The following is a 14,143-nucleotide window of genomic DNA, read 5'->3' on the forward strand; positions in this document are numbered from 1 at the left end:
CGTTCTCTGAGGGAAACTGGAAGCATGTCGCCGTTACTTTCCGCTGAACGCCGCAGCCTTGACGCTTCCATGGAGCGCGCCGGCTTTTACCCCACCCTTCTGGCGGACGTGGTCCACGACGCCCTGGACGGCCGTGAACCGCTGTCCCACCTGATCCATCTCGAAACCCATTTCGAGCGCACCGAGGTGCACCGCCACATCACCGTGCTGGTGCTGACCGAGGACATGCTGGTCATCACCCACGTGGATGACCAGCAGCTCGATGACGCCGGGGAGCAGATGATGGCCCAGGTCTCCACCGAGTCCGTTCCGGTTACCCAGATCCGCTCCGTGATCCTGGGCTACATGTACGCCCAGCCGCAGGACTACAAGCCCTCGGACCAGGCCCGCGAGCTGACCCTGGCCATCGCCTGGTCCGGCGGCCAGCGCCTGGACATGGGCCCGGCGGGCTGCTCGGACCCGCAGTGCGACGCCGACCACGGCTACACCGGCACCATCGCCCAGGAGGACATCGTGCTCCGGGTCAGTGCCGAGGCCGACGGCGCGCAGGCAGTGCAGAACGCCAAGGACTTTGCCCGCGCGCTGCGCAAGGTCAACACCGACACCCTGAATCTGCGGCCGCTGGAACCCGGGGACACCCGCCAGCGTGCAGCGGGCATCGGCAGCCGGTTCAACCGCAGCCACCACCAGCGGTAAGGGGTCATGGACGTAGGAACAGACGCCGGCACCAGCTCGAGCCCTTCTCCGGCGGCCGGTGAGCCGTTGCCTCCGGCTCCCGGGTACGGACGCAGCAGCGTTGCGGAGGTGCTGGCCAGTTCGGCAGCCGTCCTCGGCGTGCCGGGATTCACCAACACCCTGAAACTGCCCGCCGCCAAGCGCGTCTGCGTGGTCATGGTGGACGGCCTGGGCTGGTCGCTGCTGAAACAGCGCAGCGGCCATGCCCCGTTCCTGCGCGGCTTCCTGCCCGCAGGGCGGGTGCTGACCGCAGCTTTTCCCACCACGACGGCGGCGTCCCTGGCCTCGCTGGGCACCGGACGTCCGCCGGGTGAACACGGCATGGTCGGGTACGACGTGCTCGACCCCGAGCAGGACAAGGTTGTGAACCTGCTGGGCAACTGGGACCCGGGCGTTGATCCGCAAACCTGGCAGCCCTGCCCCACCATCCTGGAACAGGCCGCCGAGCATGTTCCGGTCGCCTCGGTGAGCCTGCCCCGGTTCGAGCACTCGGCGATGACCGAGGCAGCACTGCGCGGCGGCCGCTTCATCGGTGCCACCGGCGTCCACGCCCGGGTTGGCGCGGCGGCGGAAGCCCTGGCCGCCTCTCCGCGCATGCTCATGTACCTGTACTGGAACGAGCTGGACAAGGCCGGGCACAAACACGGCGCCCAGTCGGCGCAGTGGGGCTACCAGCTCGAGGAGCTGGACAGCGCCCTGAAGCTGCTGGCCGGCCGGCTGCCGGCAGACACCCTGCTGCTGCTCACCGCCGACCACGGCATGGTGGACGTCGCCCCCGAACACCGCTACGACTTCTCCGCAGATCCCGCGCTGGTTGCCGGTGTACGGCACACCGCCGGCGAGCCGCGGATGGTGCACCTGTACCTGGAGCCCGACGCCGGTACCGGCCACCGCGAGAAGCTGATCGCTGCGTGGCGGGCAGCCTATGGCCGCAAGGCCTGGATCACCACCCGGGAAGAGGCCGTCGCTGCCGGCTACTTCGGACCCGTAGTCACCGACGCGGTGCTGCCGCGGATCGGCGACGTACTGGTCCTGGCGCGGGAGCCGATCGCCCTGTACGACACCCGGCGCATGAATCCCTCATCGCTTGCAGTGGTGGGACAGCACGGGTCCCTGACCAAGGCGGAACGGGAAGTGCCGCTGTTGACGCTGGCGGCCCCCGCCGCGAAGAAGGCTGCCGGAGCACACGCCGGCCGCGGAAAGAAATAAGCCATGGCAGAACTCGTTTTCTTTTCCGGCACCATGGACTGCGGGAAATCCACACTCGCACTGCAGATGGACTACAACCACAGTGCCCGCGGGCGCGGCGGCATCCTGTTCAGCCGCAACGACCGTGCGGGGGACTCCATGATCTCCTCCCGCCTGGGCCTGCGCACACCTGCCGTGGAGGTCACCGACAGCACGGACTTCTGGGACGAAGTCACCGACCGCCGCCGTGCCGGGGCTGCCGTGGACTACCTGATCTGTGACGAAGCGCAGTTCTATTCCGCCGACCAGGTGGAACAGCTGGCGCGGGTCGTGGACGAACTGTGCGTCGATGTTTTCGCGTTCGGCATCACCTCCGACTTCCGCACCCGGCTGTTTCCGGGATCCGCGCGGCTGATCGAACTGGCCGACCGCATGGAGGTGCTCCAGGTGCGGGCACTGTGCTGGTGCGGCCGCCGCGCCACGCACAATGCGCGGACCGTCAACGGTGTCATGGTGGTGGAGGGCGACCAGGTGGTGGTGGGCGACGTCGGCAAGCACGCGCCGGCTGTCGGGACTGCCGACTCTGCTGCTGCCGCACCTGCTGAGGAACCGCTCTTTGCCGCCGAGGCAGTGGCTCCCGTGGTGGGGTATGAAACCCTGTGCCGGCGCCATTACATGCGCAGGGTTACCGCTCACAAGGCCGAAACGATCGACGGACAGATGCCGGGCTCGGCCACTGACCTCGATGTGTGTGCAGTGCATCCGCGCACGCTCTGAACGCCTACAGCCTCACACTCTGAAACGCAGACGTCCTGAACACGTGATCCCGGGCTTTGGGCCCGGGATCACCTGTTTCAGTCGCCCTTGGTGCCGAAGACGATTTCGTCCCAGCTGGGCACTGACGAACGCTTGGGCTTGATCGGTCGGCGCTCGGCGGCGTCGTCCTTGGCAGCTGCCTCGTCGGTGGCTTCCGGTGTCTCGGTCCGCCGGACCTCGGTGACCCGGTCCCACGGGAAATCGGTCCGGCCAGCCTTCCGGCCGGCGGGCTTGGCCTTGCTGCGGGCCGCTGCGGGAACCACGGAATCCGCGGGTGAGTCTGCGTCAGCTGTGTGGCCGGGCTGGGCGGCACCGCCGATTCCTGCAGCGCCGTCGTCGGCCTGGCCGTTGCCGCCTGCGGCGCTGGTATCCATGCCGGTGTCGGGGGGTGTGATTTCCGTGCGGCGGCGGAAAGGCCGGGCCAGGACACTGATCTCGCGGGTGCCGGGGCTGATGCCCTCGGAAAGCCGGAGGGAGTCCGGTGCATCGGGTGACTGCGGGACCGGATCGCCGGTTCCCGGAGCAAGGCTCAGGCGTCCGGTGCGGGGCCGGGGGGACTCGGCGTCCTCCAGGTCGGAGCGTCCGTCACGGGGGTGCGCTGCCGGAATGCTGCCCTTGGCCAGCAGGGCGGCCAGGGCGTCGTCGCCGTCTTCGTCGGATCCCAGCCGCTGGCCGCGCCGGGAGCGCAGCACCTCCAGCAGGTTGTCGGTGTCTTCGCTGCCGTCACCGGCGTCGCCGTCGGCTTCGGGAACAGCAACTGCCTCGAAATCAAAAACGCGGTCGGCAACTGCCGTGAGGCGGCGCGAGGGCACCGGGGAGTCAAGCGGCTCAAGCTCGCTGAGCAGCTGGGCCCAGCGGTTGGCGTTGGAGATGCTCTTGCGCAGGGGGCTGAAGGTCCACCGGGCCGGCGGCTCTTCACCAACCGACACCTGTGCCTCTTCGCCGAGATCAAAGCGCGCCACGACATCCCAGGTGGAATCCGGGCGGCGCCAGGCATCCCACTCAACACTGTCAGGGTCCACGCCGAAGGCCTTGAGCCGGTGGTTGACCATGTCGCCCAGGTTGACCGGGCTGTCCCCGAAGGTGCTGCGGTAGCCGTCATGGGTGGCGGAAAGAGGAGCCGCGACTTCCACGGCCTGGGCCTGCCGGGCCACGTATTCGCGTTCGGCCTGGACCGGACCTTCGTAGCGGCGGATGTGGGCCAGATCGAGGCCGGAGACCTGTGCAACGTCTTCGGCGCTGGCACCGGACCGGATGCGGGCCTGAATATCGCGCGGAGTCATGGCCGGGCCCTCGGGGCGATCCGGCGCTGCCGTGGAGCGGTGCACGGATCGGGATACCGAAACCCTCAGTGCCTCATCCATTCGAAGCCGGAAGGTTTCTCCCCCTTTGCCGCTGAGCAGCAGATGCTCGCCACCCTCATGGACACCCACGAGACGTAGATCCTGCATGAACCAATCCTCCACCCGATAGCAATTTCCTTCTTGAAACAATGCCACCCGAAGGCGCGAAAGCCTACTGTTTACGGGGGTGTGGCGCGGATTCGCGGTCTCCGATGGGCCTGATCAGGGCCAGGGCGGGCGGCTTTCGGCTTCACCTGCTGTGTTTTTCTCCCGGCCCCGTAAAAATGTTTGGACAACGGGCACAAAACGGAACGCCGCGGCGTTGATACCTCCGAGCCGCAGTAGCATGCCCGTGAAGCAACGGGGCGGTTCTGAGGAACACCTCATGACAACTCGACCGGATGGTGAGAATAGAGATCATGGCGACAGATTATGATGCGCCGCGCAAGACCGAAGAAGACGTCAACGAAGAATCCCTTGAAGCACTGAAGACCCGCCGCACCGCCGCCACGCAATCGGCGGTGGTGGACGAAGACGAGGCCGAGGCCGCGGACAGCTTTGAGCTGCCCGGGGCGGACCTCTCGGGAGAGGAGCTGCTGGTCCGGGTGATGCCCGCCCAAGCGGACGAGTTCACCTGCGCCTCCTGTTTCCTGGTGCGGCACCGAACCCAGATCGCAGCTGAGCGCGACGGACTGTACTACTGCACCGACTGTGAGGGCTGACTGGCGGGGAGGACCCGCCGGGCCTAGCTGCTGAGCGCGCGGACCAGTTCTTCGGGATGGCGGGTGGACGTCAGCCAGTACGGCGTCCGGTCCGCGGGATCAGTGATTTCGATCCTGACGACCGGAGAGATCCAGCCGCGGAAGCACATGAAGGCGGTGCCGTTCAGGCCGCGGCCGCGCTGGAATACGGCGTCGTCGCCACGGAAGCCCTCAACCGTGCCGATGTAGCGCCGTTCGATTTCGGCGCGTCCCACCTGGAGGGTGTCGGCAGTTACCCGGATGACCGGAGTGTTGACCAGCAGGACGGCGATCAGGATGACCAGGGCGACACCGGCCGCGATGAGTCCTGCCTCCAGACTGATCGGCAGGAAAATGAGAATGCAGGAGCAGGCGGCGCCGACAGTCAGGACCCAGATCCAGAACGACGGACTCAGTCGTTCGGAGTACAGGACAGTGTTCGCAGGAGTCTGGGCAGAAGGGGATGACATGTCTTTAGCTTGGCACCTTTGCCCCGGCATTTCATCTTGGCCCCCTGTGCCGGGATATCCGCCGCACGGCGTACCGGGAAGCGCCAGGAAAACGCGCTAAAGTGAGGTGCGGTATTCCCGGGCACGCCCGGGGCTCGCACGCGGACCCCCGCGCGGCGCGGACCTAAGATCCAGAACGAGGAAGTCGGAGACACCGGTGCTTGAAGCAGGCCCCACCATGACCGTCCAGCTGAAGATGCTCGACGACGGGCTGGAACCGCCGTCGTACGCGCATCCCGGGGACGCCGGTGCCGACCTGCGAACGCGGATCGACCTTGTGCTGGAGCCGGGGGAGCGGATGCTGGTTCCCACCGGCGTGGCCATTGCCCTTCCGTTCGGGTACGCGGCGTTTATCCATCCCCGTTCCGGTCTGGCGACCAAGCACGGGCTGACCGTGGTCAACGCGCCCGGCACTGTCGACGCCGGCTACCGCGGCGAAATCAGCGTCACGCTCCTGAACACCGACCGGTCCCAGCCCATTCGGCTGAGCCGCGGCGACCGGATTGCCCAGATGGTGATCCAGAAGGTCGAAACCGCTTCCTTTGATGTTGTGGAGGAGCTCTCCGAGTCCGTCCGCGGAACCGGCGGCTTCGGGTCCACCGGCGGATTTACTGCACTGCCTGCCTAGAGCGGCTGTCCGGGGGGCCGGCAGCAAGCGGCCCTCCCTATACAAGAGAGGAACCCGGTCATGGCATTTGGGCGACTGAGGAAAAACAAGCAGGAACAAGACACGAACGACGACGCGCGGAGCGACGAAGAGGATGCCGGCGCCATCGCCGAGGCACCGGCGTCGGGCCCGTACGACGTCGCCGACAAGCCCTCCGAGGAAGGCTATGTAGACCTTGGGGCACTGCGCATTGCCGCCGCCGAGGGGCTGCAGCTGCGCCTGGAGGTCGAGGAGAAGACCCAGCGCGTAGTGGCTGTCACCCTGGACCTGAACGGTTCCAGCCTGCAGCTGCAGGCGTTCGCCGCGCCCCGGTCCGACACCCTCTGGGACGATATCCGCGGGCAGATCGGCAAATCCGTGGGTTCCCAGGGCGGCACCGTCGATGAACTTGAAGGTGTCTTCGGCACCGAGCTTCTGGCCAAGGTTCCGGCCCAGGCGCAGGACGGTTCCAAGGGCTTCCGTGTTGCGCGCTTTGTCGGCGTGGACGGTCCGCGCTGGTTCCTGCGCGGTGTCTTCGGCGGTCCGGCCGCCATGGATCCCGCCGCCGCGGGCCCGCTGGAAGAGGTCTTCCGCAACGTCGTCGTCGTCCGCGGTGAACAGCCGCTGCCGCCGCGGGACCTGCTGCAGCTGCGCCTGCCCCGCGACTCCTCGCCGCTGCCGCGCCCCGGCGGCGCCACCTCGGACCGGCCTGCTCCTCCCGAGCGCGGCCCCGAGATTTCGACCATCGGCTAGCCAATGGCCCCGAAGCGAGCTGCCACGCCATCGGGCCCGGACACCCCGGTGCCTGTCAGCGCCATGCCCGCACGGGGCAGGGTGTACAGCGGCGGATACGTGCAGTCGATCACCGTGGTTCCGGCAACTGAGCCGCCGCGGTTCACGGCCATGGTGGAAGACCCCGGTGCCGCCTACCGCGATCCGCTCTCCCGCAAGCCCGTGGCCAGGGTCCGCCTGGTCTGGGTAGGCCAGAGGCGGGTCCCGGGTGTCGAGGCCGGCACCCGGCTGGCATTCGAAGGCATGGTCAGCACGGTGGACAGCTATCCCACGATCTACAACCCCCGTTACGAAATCATCGGGCGTCCGGAGGACGAATCATGACTGATCCCCAGGGCAACGTGCCCCACGGCGCCGTGCCCCAGGGTGCCGACCGACCGGAAGCTCCGCGGGCAGTAAATGCCACGGCGGGGGAGCCGGAGACCGGTGCTGCCGGTTCTGCCGGCCAGCCCAGCCTGGGCGACGTCGCCGGCGCTTATGCGGCCAAGGCCGGAGTGGAGCGCGGGGATGACGGCCAGATCGATGTGCTGAAATCCGTGGGCGGGGTCCGGGGGCTCGCCGAGGCGATCGTGCCGGGCCTGCTGTTTACCCTGATCTTCACGATCACATCGGGGCTGTATGTTTCGCTCGGTGCCGCCGTGGCCTCTGCTGCCGTCTTCTCGGCGGCGAACCTGGTCCAGAAGCGCCCGCTGATGCAGTCCCTCACGGGTGTCATCGGCGTCGTCATCTGTGCCGTGGTTGCCCTGCGCAGCGGCAGCGGCACCGAGTTCTTCCTGCCCGGTTTCTTCCTCAACGCCGCCTACATCCTGGCGTTCATTGTGTCGATCCTGGTTCGCTGGCCCGTGGCCGGTCTGCTGTTCGGCTTCATCCGCGGCGAGAACCTCGAGTGGCGCTCCGACCGGAAGCGGATCCGCGTCTATGCGTTGGCGACGTGGATCATCATCGCCGTGTTCGCGCTGCGCCTCGGTGTCCAGCTGCCGCTCTATCTGGCCGACAATGTCGCAGCCCTGGGCACCATGCGCCTGGCCATGGGCGTGCCGTTGTATGCGCTCGGACTCTGGCTGGCCTGGATGGTCTCCCGGCCGCTGGCCGTGCCGGACGTCCCGGCGGAATCCCGGGGCTAACCAAATTCGGTTAGCCGATCCCTTGGCCGCGCCCGCACCGCCGCGCCGAGTGTGGGGCTCATGCCGAAATAGCCGACTTTTTCCAGCGTGATCCCGACAGTCGACGCTGCGAAAGGGCGTGATCCCGACAGTGGATGGCGCGAAGGGCGTGATCCCGAGAGTGGATGGCGGATAAGGGTGTGGGCGAGTGCAGCCCGGCACGGAGGCGGGAGCTCTAATCCTTCGCCGGCAGCCCGGGAAGCAGCACCGCACGCAGGTCGTCCTCGGCGCTGATCGTGCAGATGAAGAACAGCTCGTCGCCCGGCTCGATCACGTCGTCGTTGCTGGGCGTGATCGGGGCGTCGTCGCGCAGGATGGCCGTAACCGTCGTGTCCGCGGGCCAGTCGATCGAACCCAGGGTCTTGCCGCTCAGCGGGGAATCGGCGGGAACGGTGAACTCCACCATCGAGGCCACACCGGTCTGCAGCGTCAGCAGCCGCACCAGGTCGCCCACCTCCACCGCTTCCTCCACCAGCGCCGTCATCAGGCGCGGCGTGTTGACTGCGACGTCGACACCCCAGGAGTCGTCGAACATCCAGTCGTTCTTCGGGTTGTTCACCCGTCCCACGGTCCGGGCCACGCCGAACTCGCTTTTGGCCAGCAGCGAGACCACCAGATTGACCTTGTCGTCGCCGGTCGCGGACACCATCACATCGGCTTCGTCCAGCATGGCGTCCTTGAGCGTGGTCAGCTCGCACGCGTCGCCGATCAGCCAGCGGGCACCGATCAGCCCGCTGCGCCCCACCACCTCGGGCTTCTCATCGATGAGCAGCACATCGTGGTGATGGGAGAGCAGCTCCCTGGCAATTGAGGATCCAACGCTCCCGGCGCCGGCAATTACAACTTTCACTGCGTCTCCTTGACCGGCGGCACCGCGAGGATGCGGCTGATTTCACTGGTGCGGTCCACGTTCATCATGGCGTGCAGGACGTCGCCCTGCTGGTAGCTGGTGTCGGGGCGGGGGAGCACTCCTTCGCCGAACCGCGTGAGGTAGGCAATCCGCACCCGCGCGGCCTGCTCGATCCCGCTCAGCGTCGTCCCGAGCCAGCCTTCATGCAGGGACAGTTCGCCCAGGATGAGCCGGCCGGAGGATTCACGGAAATCGCCGTTGATGCTCTGCTCCGGCAGGATCCGGCGCAGAACCTGGTCGGCGCTCCAGCGGACAGCTGCCACCGTGGGAATGCCCAGGCGCTGGTAGATCTCGGCGCGGCCCGGATCGTAGATCCGTGCCACCACATGTGGAACGTGAAAAGTCTCACGCGCCACCCGGGTTGCCAGGATGTTGGAATTATCACCCGAGGAGACGGCCGCGAAGGCATAGGCGTCCTCGATGCCGGCCTCCTTGAGCGTGCCGCGGTCGAAGCCGACGCCGGTCACTTTCCGTCCGGTAAAGGTATGCCGCAGGCGCCGGAACGCCCTTTCATCCTGGTCGATCACGGCCACCGTATGGCCGGCATTGTCCAGTGTGTGGGCAAGGGACACGCCTACGCGCCCGCACCCCATGATGACGTAATGCGCCAACTGCTACCTCGGTTCCTGATGGTTGACTTCGACAAAACCCAAACGGCCAGCATAGACCGGGCCGTACCGCGAATATGCACGGGCGCCGCCACATGGTGTGATGGTCTTTTAGGCTCCTTCAGGAAGTATCCGGCACTATGACTACCGACACCACCACATCCGAGATTGAACTCACCATCGGCGCCCCCGCCCACGGCGGCCATTTTGTGGCCCGCCACGAAGGGCGTGTGGTCTTTGTCCGTCATGCCCTCCCCGGAGAGCGCGTCCGTGCCCGCCTGACAGACGCGGCCGACGGCGCCAGCTTCTGGCGTGCCGACGTCACCGAAGTCCTGGAAGCGGCTCCGGGCCGGGTCGAGCATTTCTGGCCCGAGGCAGATGCGCTGCGCGCCGCCTCCCGCGGCCGGCTGCCGGTGGGCGGAGCCGAGTTCGGCCACATCGACCTTGCGACCCAGCGCGCCCTTAAGGCCGACATCTTCGCCGAGCAGCTGCTGCGCCTGGCCAAGGTGGACCAGAAGGTAACGGTCGAACCGGCCCTGGACGAACGCGCCGACGGCCTGCACTGGCGGACCCGGGCCAGCTTCTCCGTGGCCCCGGGCGGCCGCCTGGCCATGCATGCCCACCGCTCCGACGAGCTCATCCCCGTCCAGCGCATGCCGCTGGCCGTGGAGGCCGTCAACAACCTGCAGCTCTGGGACGTCGACTTCAGCGGAGTATCCCGCGTTGAAGTGGCCGTACCGACAACCGGTGCGCCCCTGGTCCTGCTGATTCCGGCAGCCGGTGCCCATCCCAAGTCGCTGGGGCGCATCGCATCCGCCCTTCCCACCGGCACCTCCATTGCCTCCTGGGACCCCGAAACCTCCACCCTGAACCGCCTGCGCGGCCGCACCTGGGTGCAGGAAACCGTACTGGGCCACGATTACCGCGTCACCGGTGCCGGCTTCTGGCAGATCCACCGCAACGCCCCGCAGACCCTGATCGGTGCGGTACTGGACGGACTGCAGATCCAGCCGGGGGAGCAGATCGCCGACCTGTACGCCGGCGCCGGCCTGTTCACTGCACCGCTGGCCGATGCTGCCGGGGAAAGCGGGCGCGTGCTGTCCGTCGAGGCTTCCGCCGCTGCGAGCCGTGACGCCCGCAAGAACCTGTTTGCCGCCCCGCAGGTCGAAATCCTGCAGGGACGCGTGGACAAGGCGCTGGCCGCGTACGAAGGCCGGCTCGACGTCGTCCTGCTGGATCCGCCGCGCGTGGGTGCCGGCAAGGACGTGGTGGGCCAGATCGTGGCCGCCGCGCCGCGCGCCGTCGGCTACGTCTCCTGCGATCCGGCCTCCTTTGCCCGCGACCTGGGCTACTTCCAGGATCTGGGCTGGAAGCTTGAGTCGCTGCGGGTCTTTGACCTCTACCCGCACACGCACCACATGGAGTCCTTCGCGGTGCTGACCCCGGCCTAACCGGGCCGCCGCGTAACAGGCGCGGCAGGTGTTGCACCAGGGGCGTCGGGCCCGGAGTCCGGCGCCCCGCGCGTATCTTCAAGGTCACAGGGCCGTGTAACGGATAGTATAAGAGCAGTTGTGCAGATCCGCGCCGTTTTTTGGGGAGTCTTCGCCTGCTTTGGCGGGCAGGCCTTTTCGGTCGGCAGGGGGATTTCCCGGCAGCGAAAATAGTCCACCATTTTCTCAGCCGTCCCCCGTGGCACCGGTTAGGGAGTCCTAACTGGCACGCCGCGGACCGCTGGACAAAGATAATACGGTGGCGAGAGGAGTCCTATTATGACTAATGTGGACAGCTTCGGATCCAAGGGCGTACTAAACGTCGGTGGAAACGAATATGAAATTTTCCGGTTGAATTCCGTCGAAGGCGCAAAGAGCCTTCCGTTCAGCCTTAAGGTCCTGCTGGAGAACCTGCTGCGCACCGAAGACGGTGCCAACATCACCGCAGACCACGTACGCGCCCTGGCGCAGTGGGATGCCAACGCAGAGCCCAGCACTGAAATCCAGTTCACCCCCGCTCGGGTCATCATGCAGGACTTCACCGGTGTGCCCTGCATCGTTGACCTGGCAACCATGCGTGAAGCCGTTGCAGAACTCGGTGGAGATCCCAAGCGGGTCAATCCGCTGGCTCCGGCCGAAATGGTCATTGACCACTCGGTCCAGATCGACGCCTTCGGCAATGCCGGCGCCCTCGAGCGCAACATGGAAATCGAATACCAGCGCAACGGCGAGCGGTACCAGTTCCTTCGCTGGGGCCAGACGGCGTTTGACGACTTCAAGGTTGTTCCCCCGGGCATGGGCATTGTCCACCAGGTCAACATTGAGTACCTGGCCCGCACGGTCATGACCCGCGAGGTCGACGGCGTCCTGCGCGCCTACCCGGACACCTGCGTCGGCACCGACTCCCACACCACCATGGTCAACGGCCTGGGCGTGCTCGGCTGGGGCGTCGGCGGCATCGAAGCCGAGGCTGCCATGCTCGGCCAGCCCGTCTCCATGCTTATCCCGCGCGTTGTCGGCTTCAAGCTCACCGGTGAGATCCCGGCGGGCGCCACTGCCACCGACGTCGTGCTGACCATCACCGAAATGCTGCGCAAGCACGGTGTTGTCGGCAAGTTCGTGGAGTTCTACGGAGAAGGCGTCGGAGCCGTTCCCCTGGCCAACCGCGCCACCATCGGCAACATGAGCCCGGAATTCGGTTCCACTGCGGCGATCTTCCCGATCGACGACGTGACGCTGGAATACCTGCGCCTGACCGGCCGCTCCACCGAAAGCGTGGACCTCGTCGAGGCCTACGCCAAGGAACAGGGCCTCTGGCACGACCCGTCCATCGAGATCCAGTACTCCGAGTACCTCGAGCTGGACCTGTCCACCGTTGTTTCCTCCATCGCCGGCCCGAAGCGCCCGCAGGACCGCGTGGAACTGACCAACGCCAAGGAACAGTTCCGCAAGGATCTGAAGAACTACGTCCACGAGACGGTTGAAGCCGAGAGCGGCACCGTCGACGAGGCTCTGGAAGAAACCTTCCCGGCCTCGGATGCGCCGTCGTTCAACGCCAACGCCACGCAGATCGAAGACAAGGAACACGACCTGGTCTCCAAGCGGGACGCCCCGGCGGACCGCTCCAGGAACTCCGTTCCGGTCACCATGGCAGACGGCCGCAGCTTCGAGCTGGACCACGGCGCCGTGTCGATCGCTTCGATCACCTCCTGCACCAACACGTCCAACCCGTCGGTGATGATGGCAGCAGCAGTGCTGGCCCGCAACGCCGTGGAAAAGGGCCTCGCCTCCAAGCCGTGGGTCAAGACCTCCGTGGCTCCGGGTTCCAAGGTAGTCACCGACTACTACGAGAAGTCCGGCCTGATCCCGTACCTGGAGAAGCTCGGCTTCTTCGTGGTCGGCTACGGCTGCGCCACCTGCATCGGTAACTCCGGCCCCCTGGAAGAGGAAATCTCCACGGCCATCAACGAGGCCGACCTGGCAGTCACCGCAGTGCTCTCCGGTAACCGCAACTTCGAAGGCCGCATCAACCCGGACGTGAAGATGAACTACCTGGCCTCCCCGCCGCTGGTAGTCGCCTACGCACTGGCCGGCACCATGGACTTCGACTTCGATGCTGACCCGCTGGGCCAGGACGAGGCCGGCAACGACATCTTCCTGAAGGACATCTGGCCGAACCCGGTCGAGGTCCAGGAGATCATCGACGCCTCCATCAACAAGGAGATGTTCAGCAACAGCTACGACACCATCTTCGAAGGCGACGACCGCTGGAAGTCCCTGCCCACCCCCGAAGGTGCAACCTTCGAGTGGGATATGGAGTCCACGTACGTGCGGAAGCCCCCGTACTTCGAGGGCATGAAGGCCCAGCCGGAGCCCGTCTCCGACATCGAGGGCGCCCGCGTCCTGCTGAAGCTCGGCGATTCCGTCACCACCGACCACATCTCCCCGGCCGGTTCCTTCAAGTCCGACACCCCGGCAGGCCGCTACCTGCTGGAGCACGGTGTCGAGCGCAAGGACTTCAACTCCTACGGCTCACGCCGAGGCAACCACGAAGTGATGATCCGCGGCACCTTCGCGAACATCCGCATCAAGAACCAGCTGCTCGACGGCGTTGAAGGCGGCTTTACCCGCGACTTCAGCCAGGCTGATGCACCGCAGGCAGCTGTCTACGATGCTTCCGTCAACTACCAGGCCGCCGGCATTCCGCTGGTTGTCCTGGCGGGCAAGGAATACGGTTCCGGTTCCTCGCGTGACTGGGCTGCCAAGGGCACCGCGCTGCTGGGCGTGAAGGCTGTTGTAGCCGAGAGCTACGAGCGGATCCACCGCTCCAACCTCATCGGCATGGGCGTCCTTCCCCTGCAGTACCCGGCCGGCGTCAACGCCGAGTCCCTGGGCCTGACCGGTACCGAGACCTTCTCGGTCTCCGGTGTGACCGAACTGAACAACGGCACCACGCCCAAGACCGTCACGGTCACGGCGACGCCGGAGAACGGTGAAGCCATCACCTTCGAAGCCGTTCTGCGCATCGACACCCCGGGTGAAGCCGATTACTACCGTAACGGCGGCATCCTGCAGTACGTCCTGCGCCAGATCACCGCTAAGTAACCCCGTCGGCAGCACAGCTGCCGAGCAAGGTCCAGAGCCCCGCCAGCTGAGTTTCATCCTCGGAAGGCGGGGCTCTTTGCCGTCGCGGAACCGGGCGC

General features: G+C 66.5%; 14 protein-coding genes. 10 read left to right on the forward strand and 4 right to left on the reverse strand.

Features of this window, described 5'->3' with window-relative positions; translation table 11 throughout:
- Positions 1-24: 24 nt before the first annotated feature.
- Genes KKR91_RS06865 through KKR91_RS06875 form a run of 3 tightly spaced genes read left to right on the forward strand, consistent with a single transcriptional unit; the run spans position 25 to position 2,700 of the window.
- A complete protein-coding gene (locus KKR91_RS06865) occupies positions 25-696 on the forward strand; it encodes a DUF5998 family protein (RefSeq protein WP_210230955.1) in 672 nt (223 codons plus the stop codon).
- A 6-nt stretch (positions 697-702) separates the two neighbouring features.
- Positions 703-1,944 (forward strand): alkaline phosphatase family protein, encoded by a 1,242-nt coding sequence (locus tag KKR91_RS06870; protein WP_210230956.1) that lies wholly within the window; start codon positions 703-705, stop codon positions 1,942-1,944.
- A 3-nt stretch (positions 1,945-1,947) separates the two neighbouring features.
- Positions 1,948-2,700 carry a thymidine kinase gene (locus KKR91_RS06875; RefSeq protein ID WP_210230957.1) on the forward strand — a complete coding sequence of 251 codons (753 nt, stop codon included), beginning with the start codon at positions 1,948-1,950 and terminating at the stop codon, positions 2,698-2,700.
- A gap of 77 nt (positions 2,701-2,777) precedes the next feature.
- Here the strand turns inward: KKR91_RS06875 and sepH are convergent, their stop codons facing one another.
- The gene (sepH, locus tag KKR91_RS06880; RefSeq protein WP_210230958.1) at positions 2,778-4,190 is read right to left on the reverse strand and encodes a septation protein SepH; all 1,413 of its coding nucleotides are present in this window, start codon (positions 4,188-4,190) and stop codon (positions 2,778-2,780) included.
- A gap of 311 nt (positions 4,191-4,501) precedes the next feature.
- On the opposite strand from sepH, the gene KKR91_RS06885 reads away from it, so the two are divergent.
- The gene (locus KKR91_RS06885) at positions 4,502-4,804 is read left to right on the forward strand and encodes a DUF4193 domain-containing protein (protein ID WP_210230959.1); all 303 of its coding nucleotides are present in this window, start codon (positions 4,502-4,504) and stop codon (positions 4,802-4,804) included.
- A 23-nt stretch (positions 4,805-4,827) separates the two neighbouring features.
- Here KKR91_RS06885 and KKR91_RS06890 read toward each other — a convergent pair whose 3' ends face one another.
- Positions 4,828-5,292 (reverse strand): DUF3093 domain-containing protein, encoded by a 465-nt coding sequence (locus KKR91_RS06890; protein WP_210230960.1) that lies wholly within the window; start codon positions 5,290-5,292, stop codon positions 4,828-4,830.
- Positions 5,293-5,509: 217 nt separating this feature from the next.
- Between KKR91_RS06890 and dut the strand changes: the two genes are divergently transcribed.
- Genes dut through KKR91_RS06910 form a run of 4 tightly spaced genes read left to right on the forward strand, consistent with a single transcriptional unit; the run spans position 5,510 to position 7,893 of the window.
- Positions 5,510-5,959: a dUTP diphosphatase gene (dut, locus tag KKR91_RS06895; RefSeq protein WP_210231106.1), complete on the forward strand. Its 450-nt coding sequence runs from the start codon at positions 5,510-5,512 to the stop codon at positions 5,957-5,959.
- A 60-nt stretch (positions 5,960-6,019) separates the two neighbouring features.
- Complete coding sequence (locus KKR91_RS06900; RefSeq protein ID WP_210230961.1) at positions 6,020-6,730, forward strand: DUF3710 domain-containing protein; 711 nt, start codon at positions 6,020-6,022, stop codon at positions 6,728-6,730.
- 3 nt (positions 6,731-6,733) lie between these two features.
- Positions 6,734-7,093 carry a single stranded DNA-binding domain-containing protein gene (locus tag KKR91_RS06905; RefSeq protein WP_210230962.1) on the forward strand — a complete coding sequence of 120 codons (360 nt, stop codon included), beginning with the start codon at positions 6,734-6,736 and terminating at the stop codon, positions 7,091-7,093.
- The gene (locus KKR91_RS06910) at positions 7,090-7,893 is read left to right on the forward strand and encodes a DUF3159 domain-containing protein (protein WP_210230963.1); all 804 of its coding nucleotides are present in this window, start codon (positions 7,090-7,092) and stop codon (positions 7,891-7,893) included. Before KKR91_RS06905 ends, KKR91_RS06910 begins: the two co-directional genes overlap by 4 nt.
- 214 nt (positions 7,894-8,107) lie before the next feature.
- Here KKR91_RS06910 and KKR91_RS06915 read toward each other — a convergent pair whose 3' ends face one another.
- Together KKR91_RS06915 and KKR91_RS06920 are read right to left on the reverse strand one after the other, a co-directional pair.
- Positions 8,108-8,782 (reverse strand): potassium channel family protein, encoded by a 675-nt coding sequence (locus tag KKR91_RS06915; protein ID WP_210230964.1) that lies wholly within the window; start codon positions 8,780-8,782, stop codon positions 8,108-8,110.
- Positions 8,779-9,453, reverse strand: a complete 675-nt coding sequence (locus KKR91_RS06920) for a potassium channel family protein (RefSeq protein ID WP_210230965.1) — start codon at positions 9,451-9,453, stop codon at positions 8,779-8,781. Before KKR91_RS06920 ends, KKR91_RS06915 begins: the two co-directional genes overlap by 4 nt.
- 137 nt (positions 9,454-9,590) lie before the next feature.
- Here KKR91_RS06920 and KKR91_RS06925 point away from each other — a divergent pair, with 137 nt between their 5' ends.
- Positions 9,591-10,901, forward strand: a complete 1,311-nt coding sequence (locus tag KKR91_RS06925; RefSeq protein ID WP_210230966.1) for a class I SAM-dependent RNA methyltransferase — start codon at positions 9,591-9,593, stop codon at positions 10,899-10,901.
- A gap of 318 nt (positions 10,902-11,219) precedes the next feature.
- Positions 11,220-14,045: an aconitate hydratase gene (locus KKR91_RS06930; protein ID WP_210230967.1), complete on the forward strand. Its 2,826-nt coding sequence runs from the start codon at positions 11,220-11,222 to the stop codon at positions 14,043-14,045.
- Positions 14,046-14,143 lie beyond the last annotated feature (98 nt).

The organism is Arthrobacter jiangjiafuii, from assembly GCF_018622995.1.
Classification (GTDB): domain Bacteria; phylum Actinomycetota; class Actinomycetes; order Actinomycetales; family Micrococcaceae; genus Arthrobacter_B; species Arthrobacter_B jiangjiafuii.

Excerpts from the sequence above, each read along its gene's own strand:
- KKR91_RS06865 (WP_210230955.1), top strand. The coding sequence starts at position 25 with ATGTCGCCGTTACTTTCCGCTGAACGCCGCAGCCTTGACGCTTCCATG.
- KKR91_RS06870 (WP_210230956.1), top strand. The coding sequence starts at position 703 with ATGGACGTAGGAACAGACGCCGGCACCAGCTCGAGCCCTTCTCCGGCG.
- KKR91_RS06875 (WP_210230957.1), top strand. The coding sequence starts at position 1,948 with ATGGCAGAACTCGTTTTCTTTTCCGGCACCATGGACTGCGGGAAATCC.
- sepH (WP_210230958.1), bottom strand. The coding sequence starts at position 4,190 with ATGCAGGATCTACGTCTCGTGGGTGTCCATGAGGGTGGCGAGCATCTG.
- KKR91_RS06885 (WP_210230959.1), top strand. The coding sequence starts at position 4,502 with ATGGCGACAGATTATGATGCGCCGCGCAAGACCGAAGAAGACGTCAAC.
- KKR91_RS06890 (WP_210230960.1), bottom strand. The coding sequence starts at position 5,292 with ATGTCATCCCCTTCTGCCCAGACTCCTGCGAACACTGTCCTGTACTCC.
- dut (WP_210231106.1), top strand. The coding sequence starts at position 5,510 with ATGACCGTCCAGCTGAAGATGCTCGACGACGGGCTGGAACCGCCGTCG.
- KKR91_RS06900 (WP_210230961.1), top strand. The coding sequence starts at position 6,020 with ATGGCATTTGGGCGACTGAGGAAAAACAAGCAGGAACAAGACACGAAC.
- KKR91_RS06905 (WP_210230962.1), top strand. The coding sequence starts at position 6,734 with ATGGCCCCGAAGCGAGCTGCCACGCCATCGGGCCCGGACACCCCGGTG.
- KKR91_RS06910 (WP_210230963.1), top strand. The coding sequence starts at position 7,090 with ATGACTGATCCCCAGGGCAACGTGCCCCACGGCGCCGTGCCCCAGGGT.
- KKR91_RS06925 (WP_210230966.1), top strand. The coding sequence starts at position 9,591 with ATGACTACCGACACCACCACATCCGAGATTGAACTCACCATCGGCGCC.
- KKR91_RS06930 (WP_210230967.1), top strand. The coding sequence starts at position 11,220 with ATGACTAATGTGGACAGCTTCGGATCCAAGGGCGTACTAAACGTCGGT.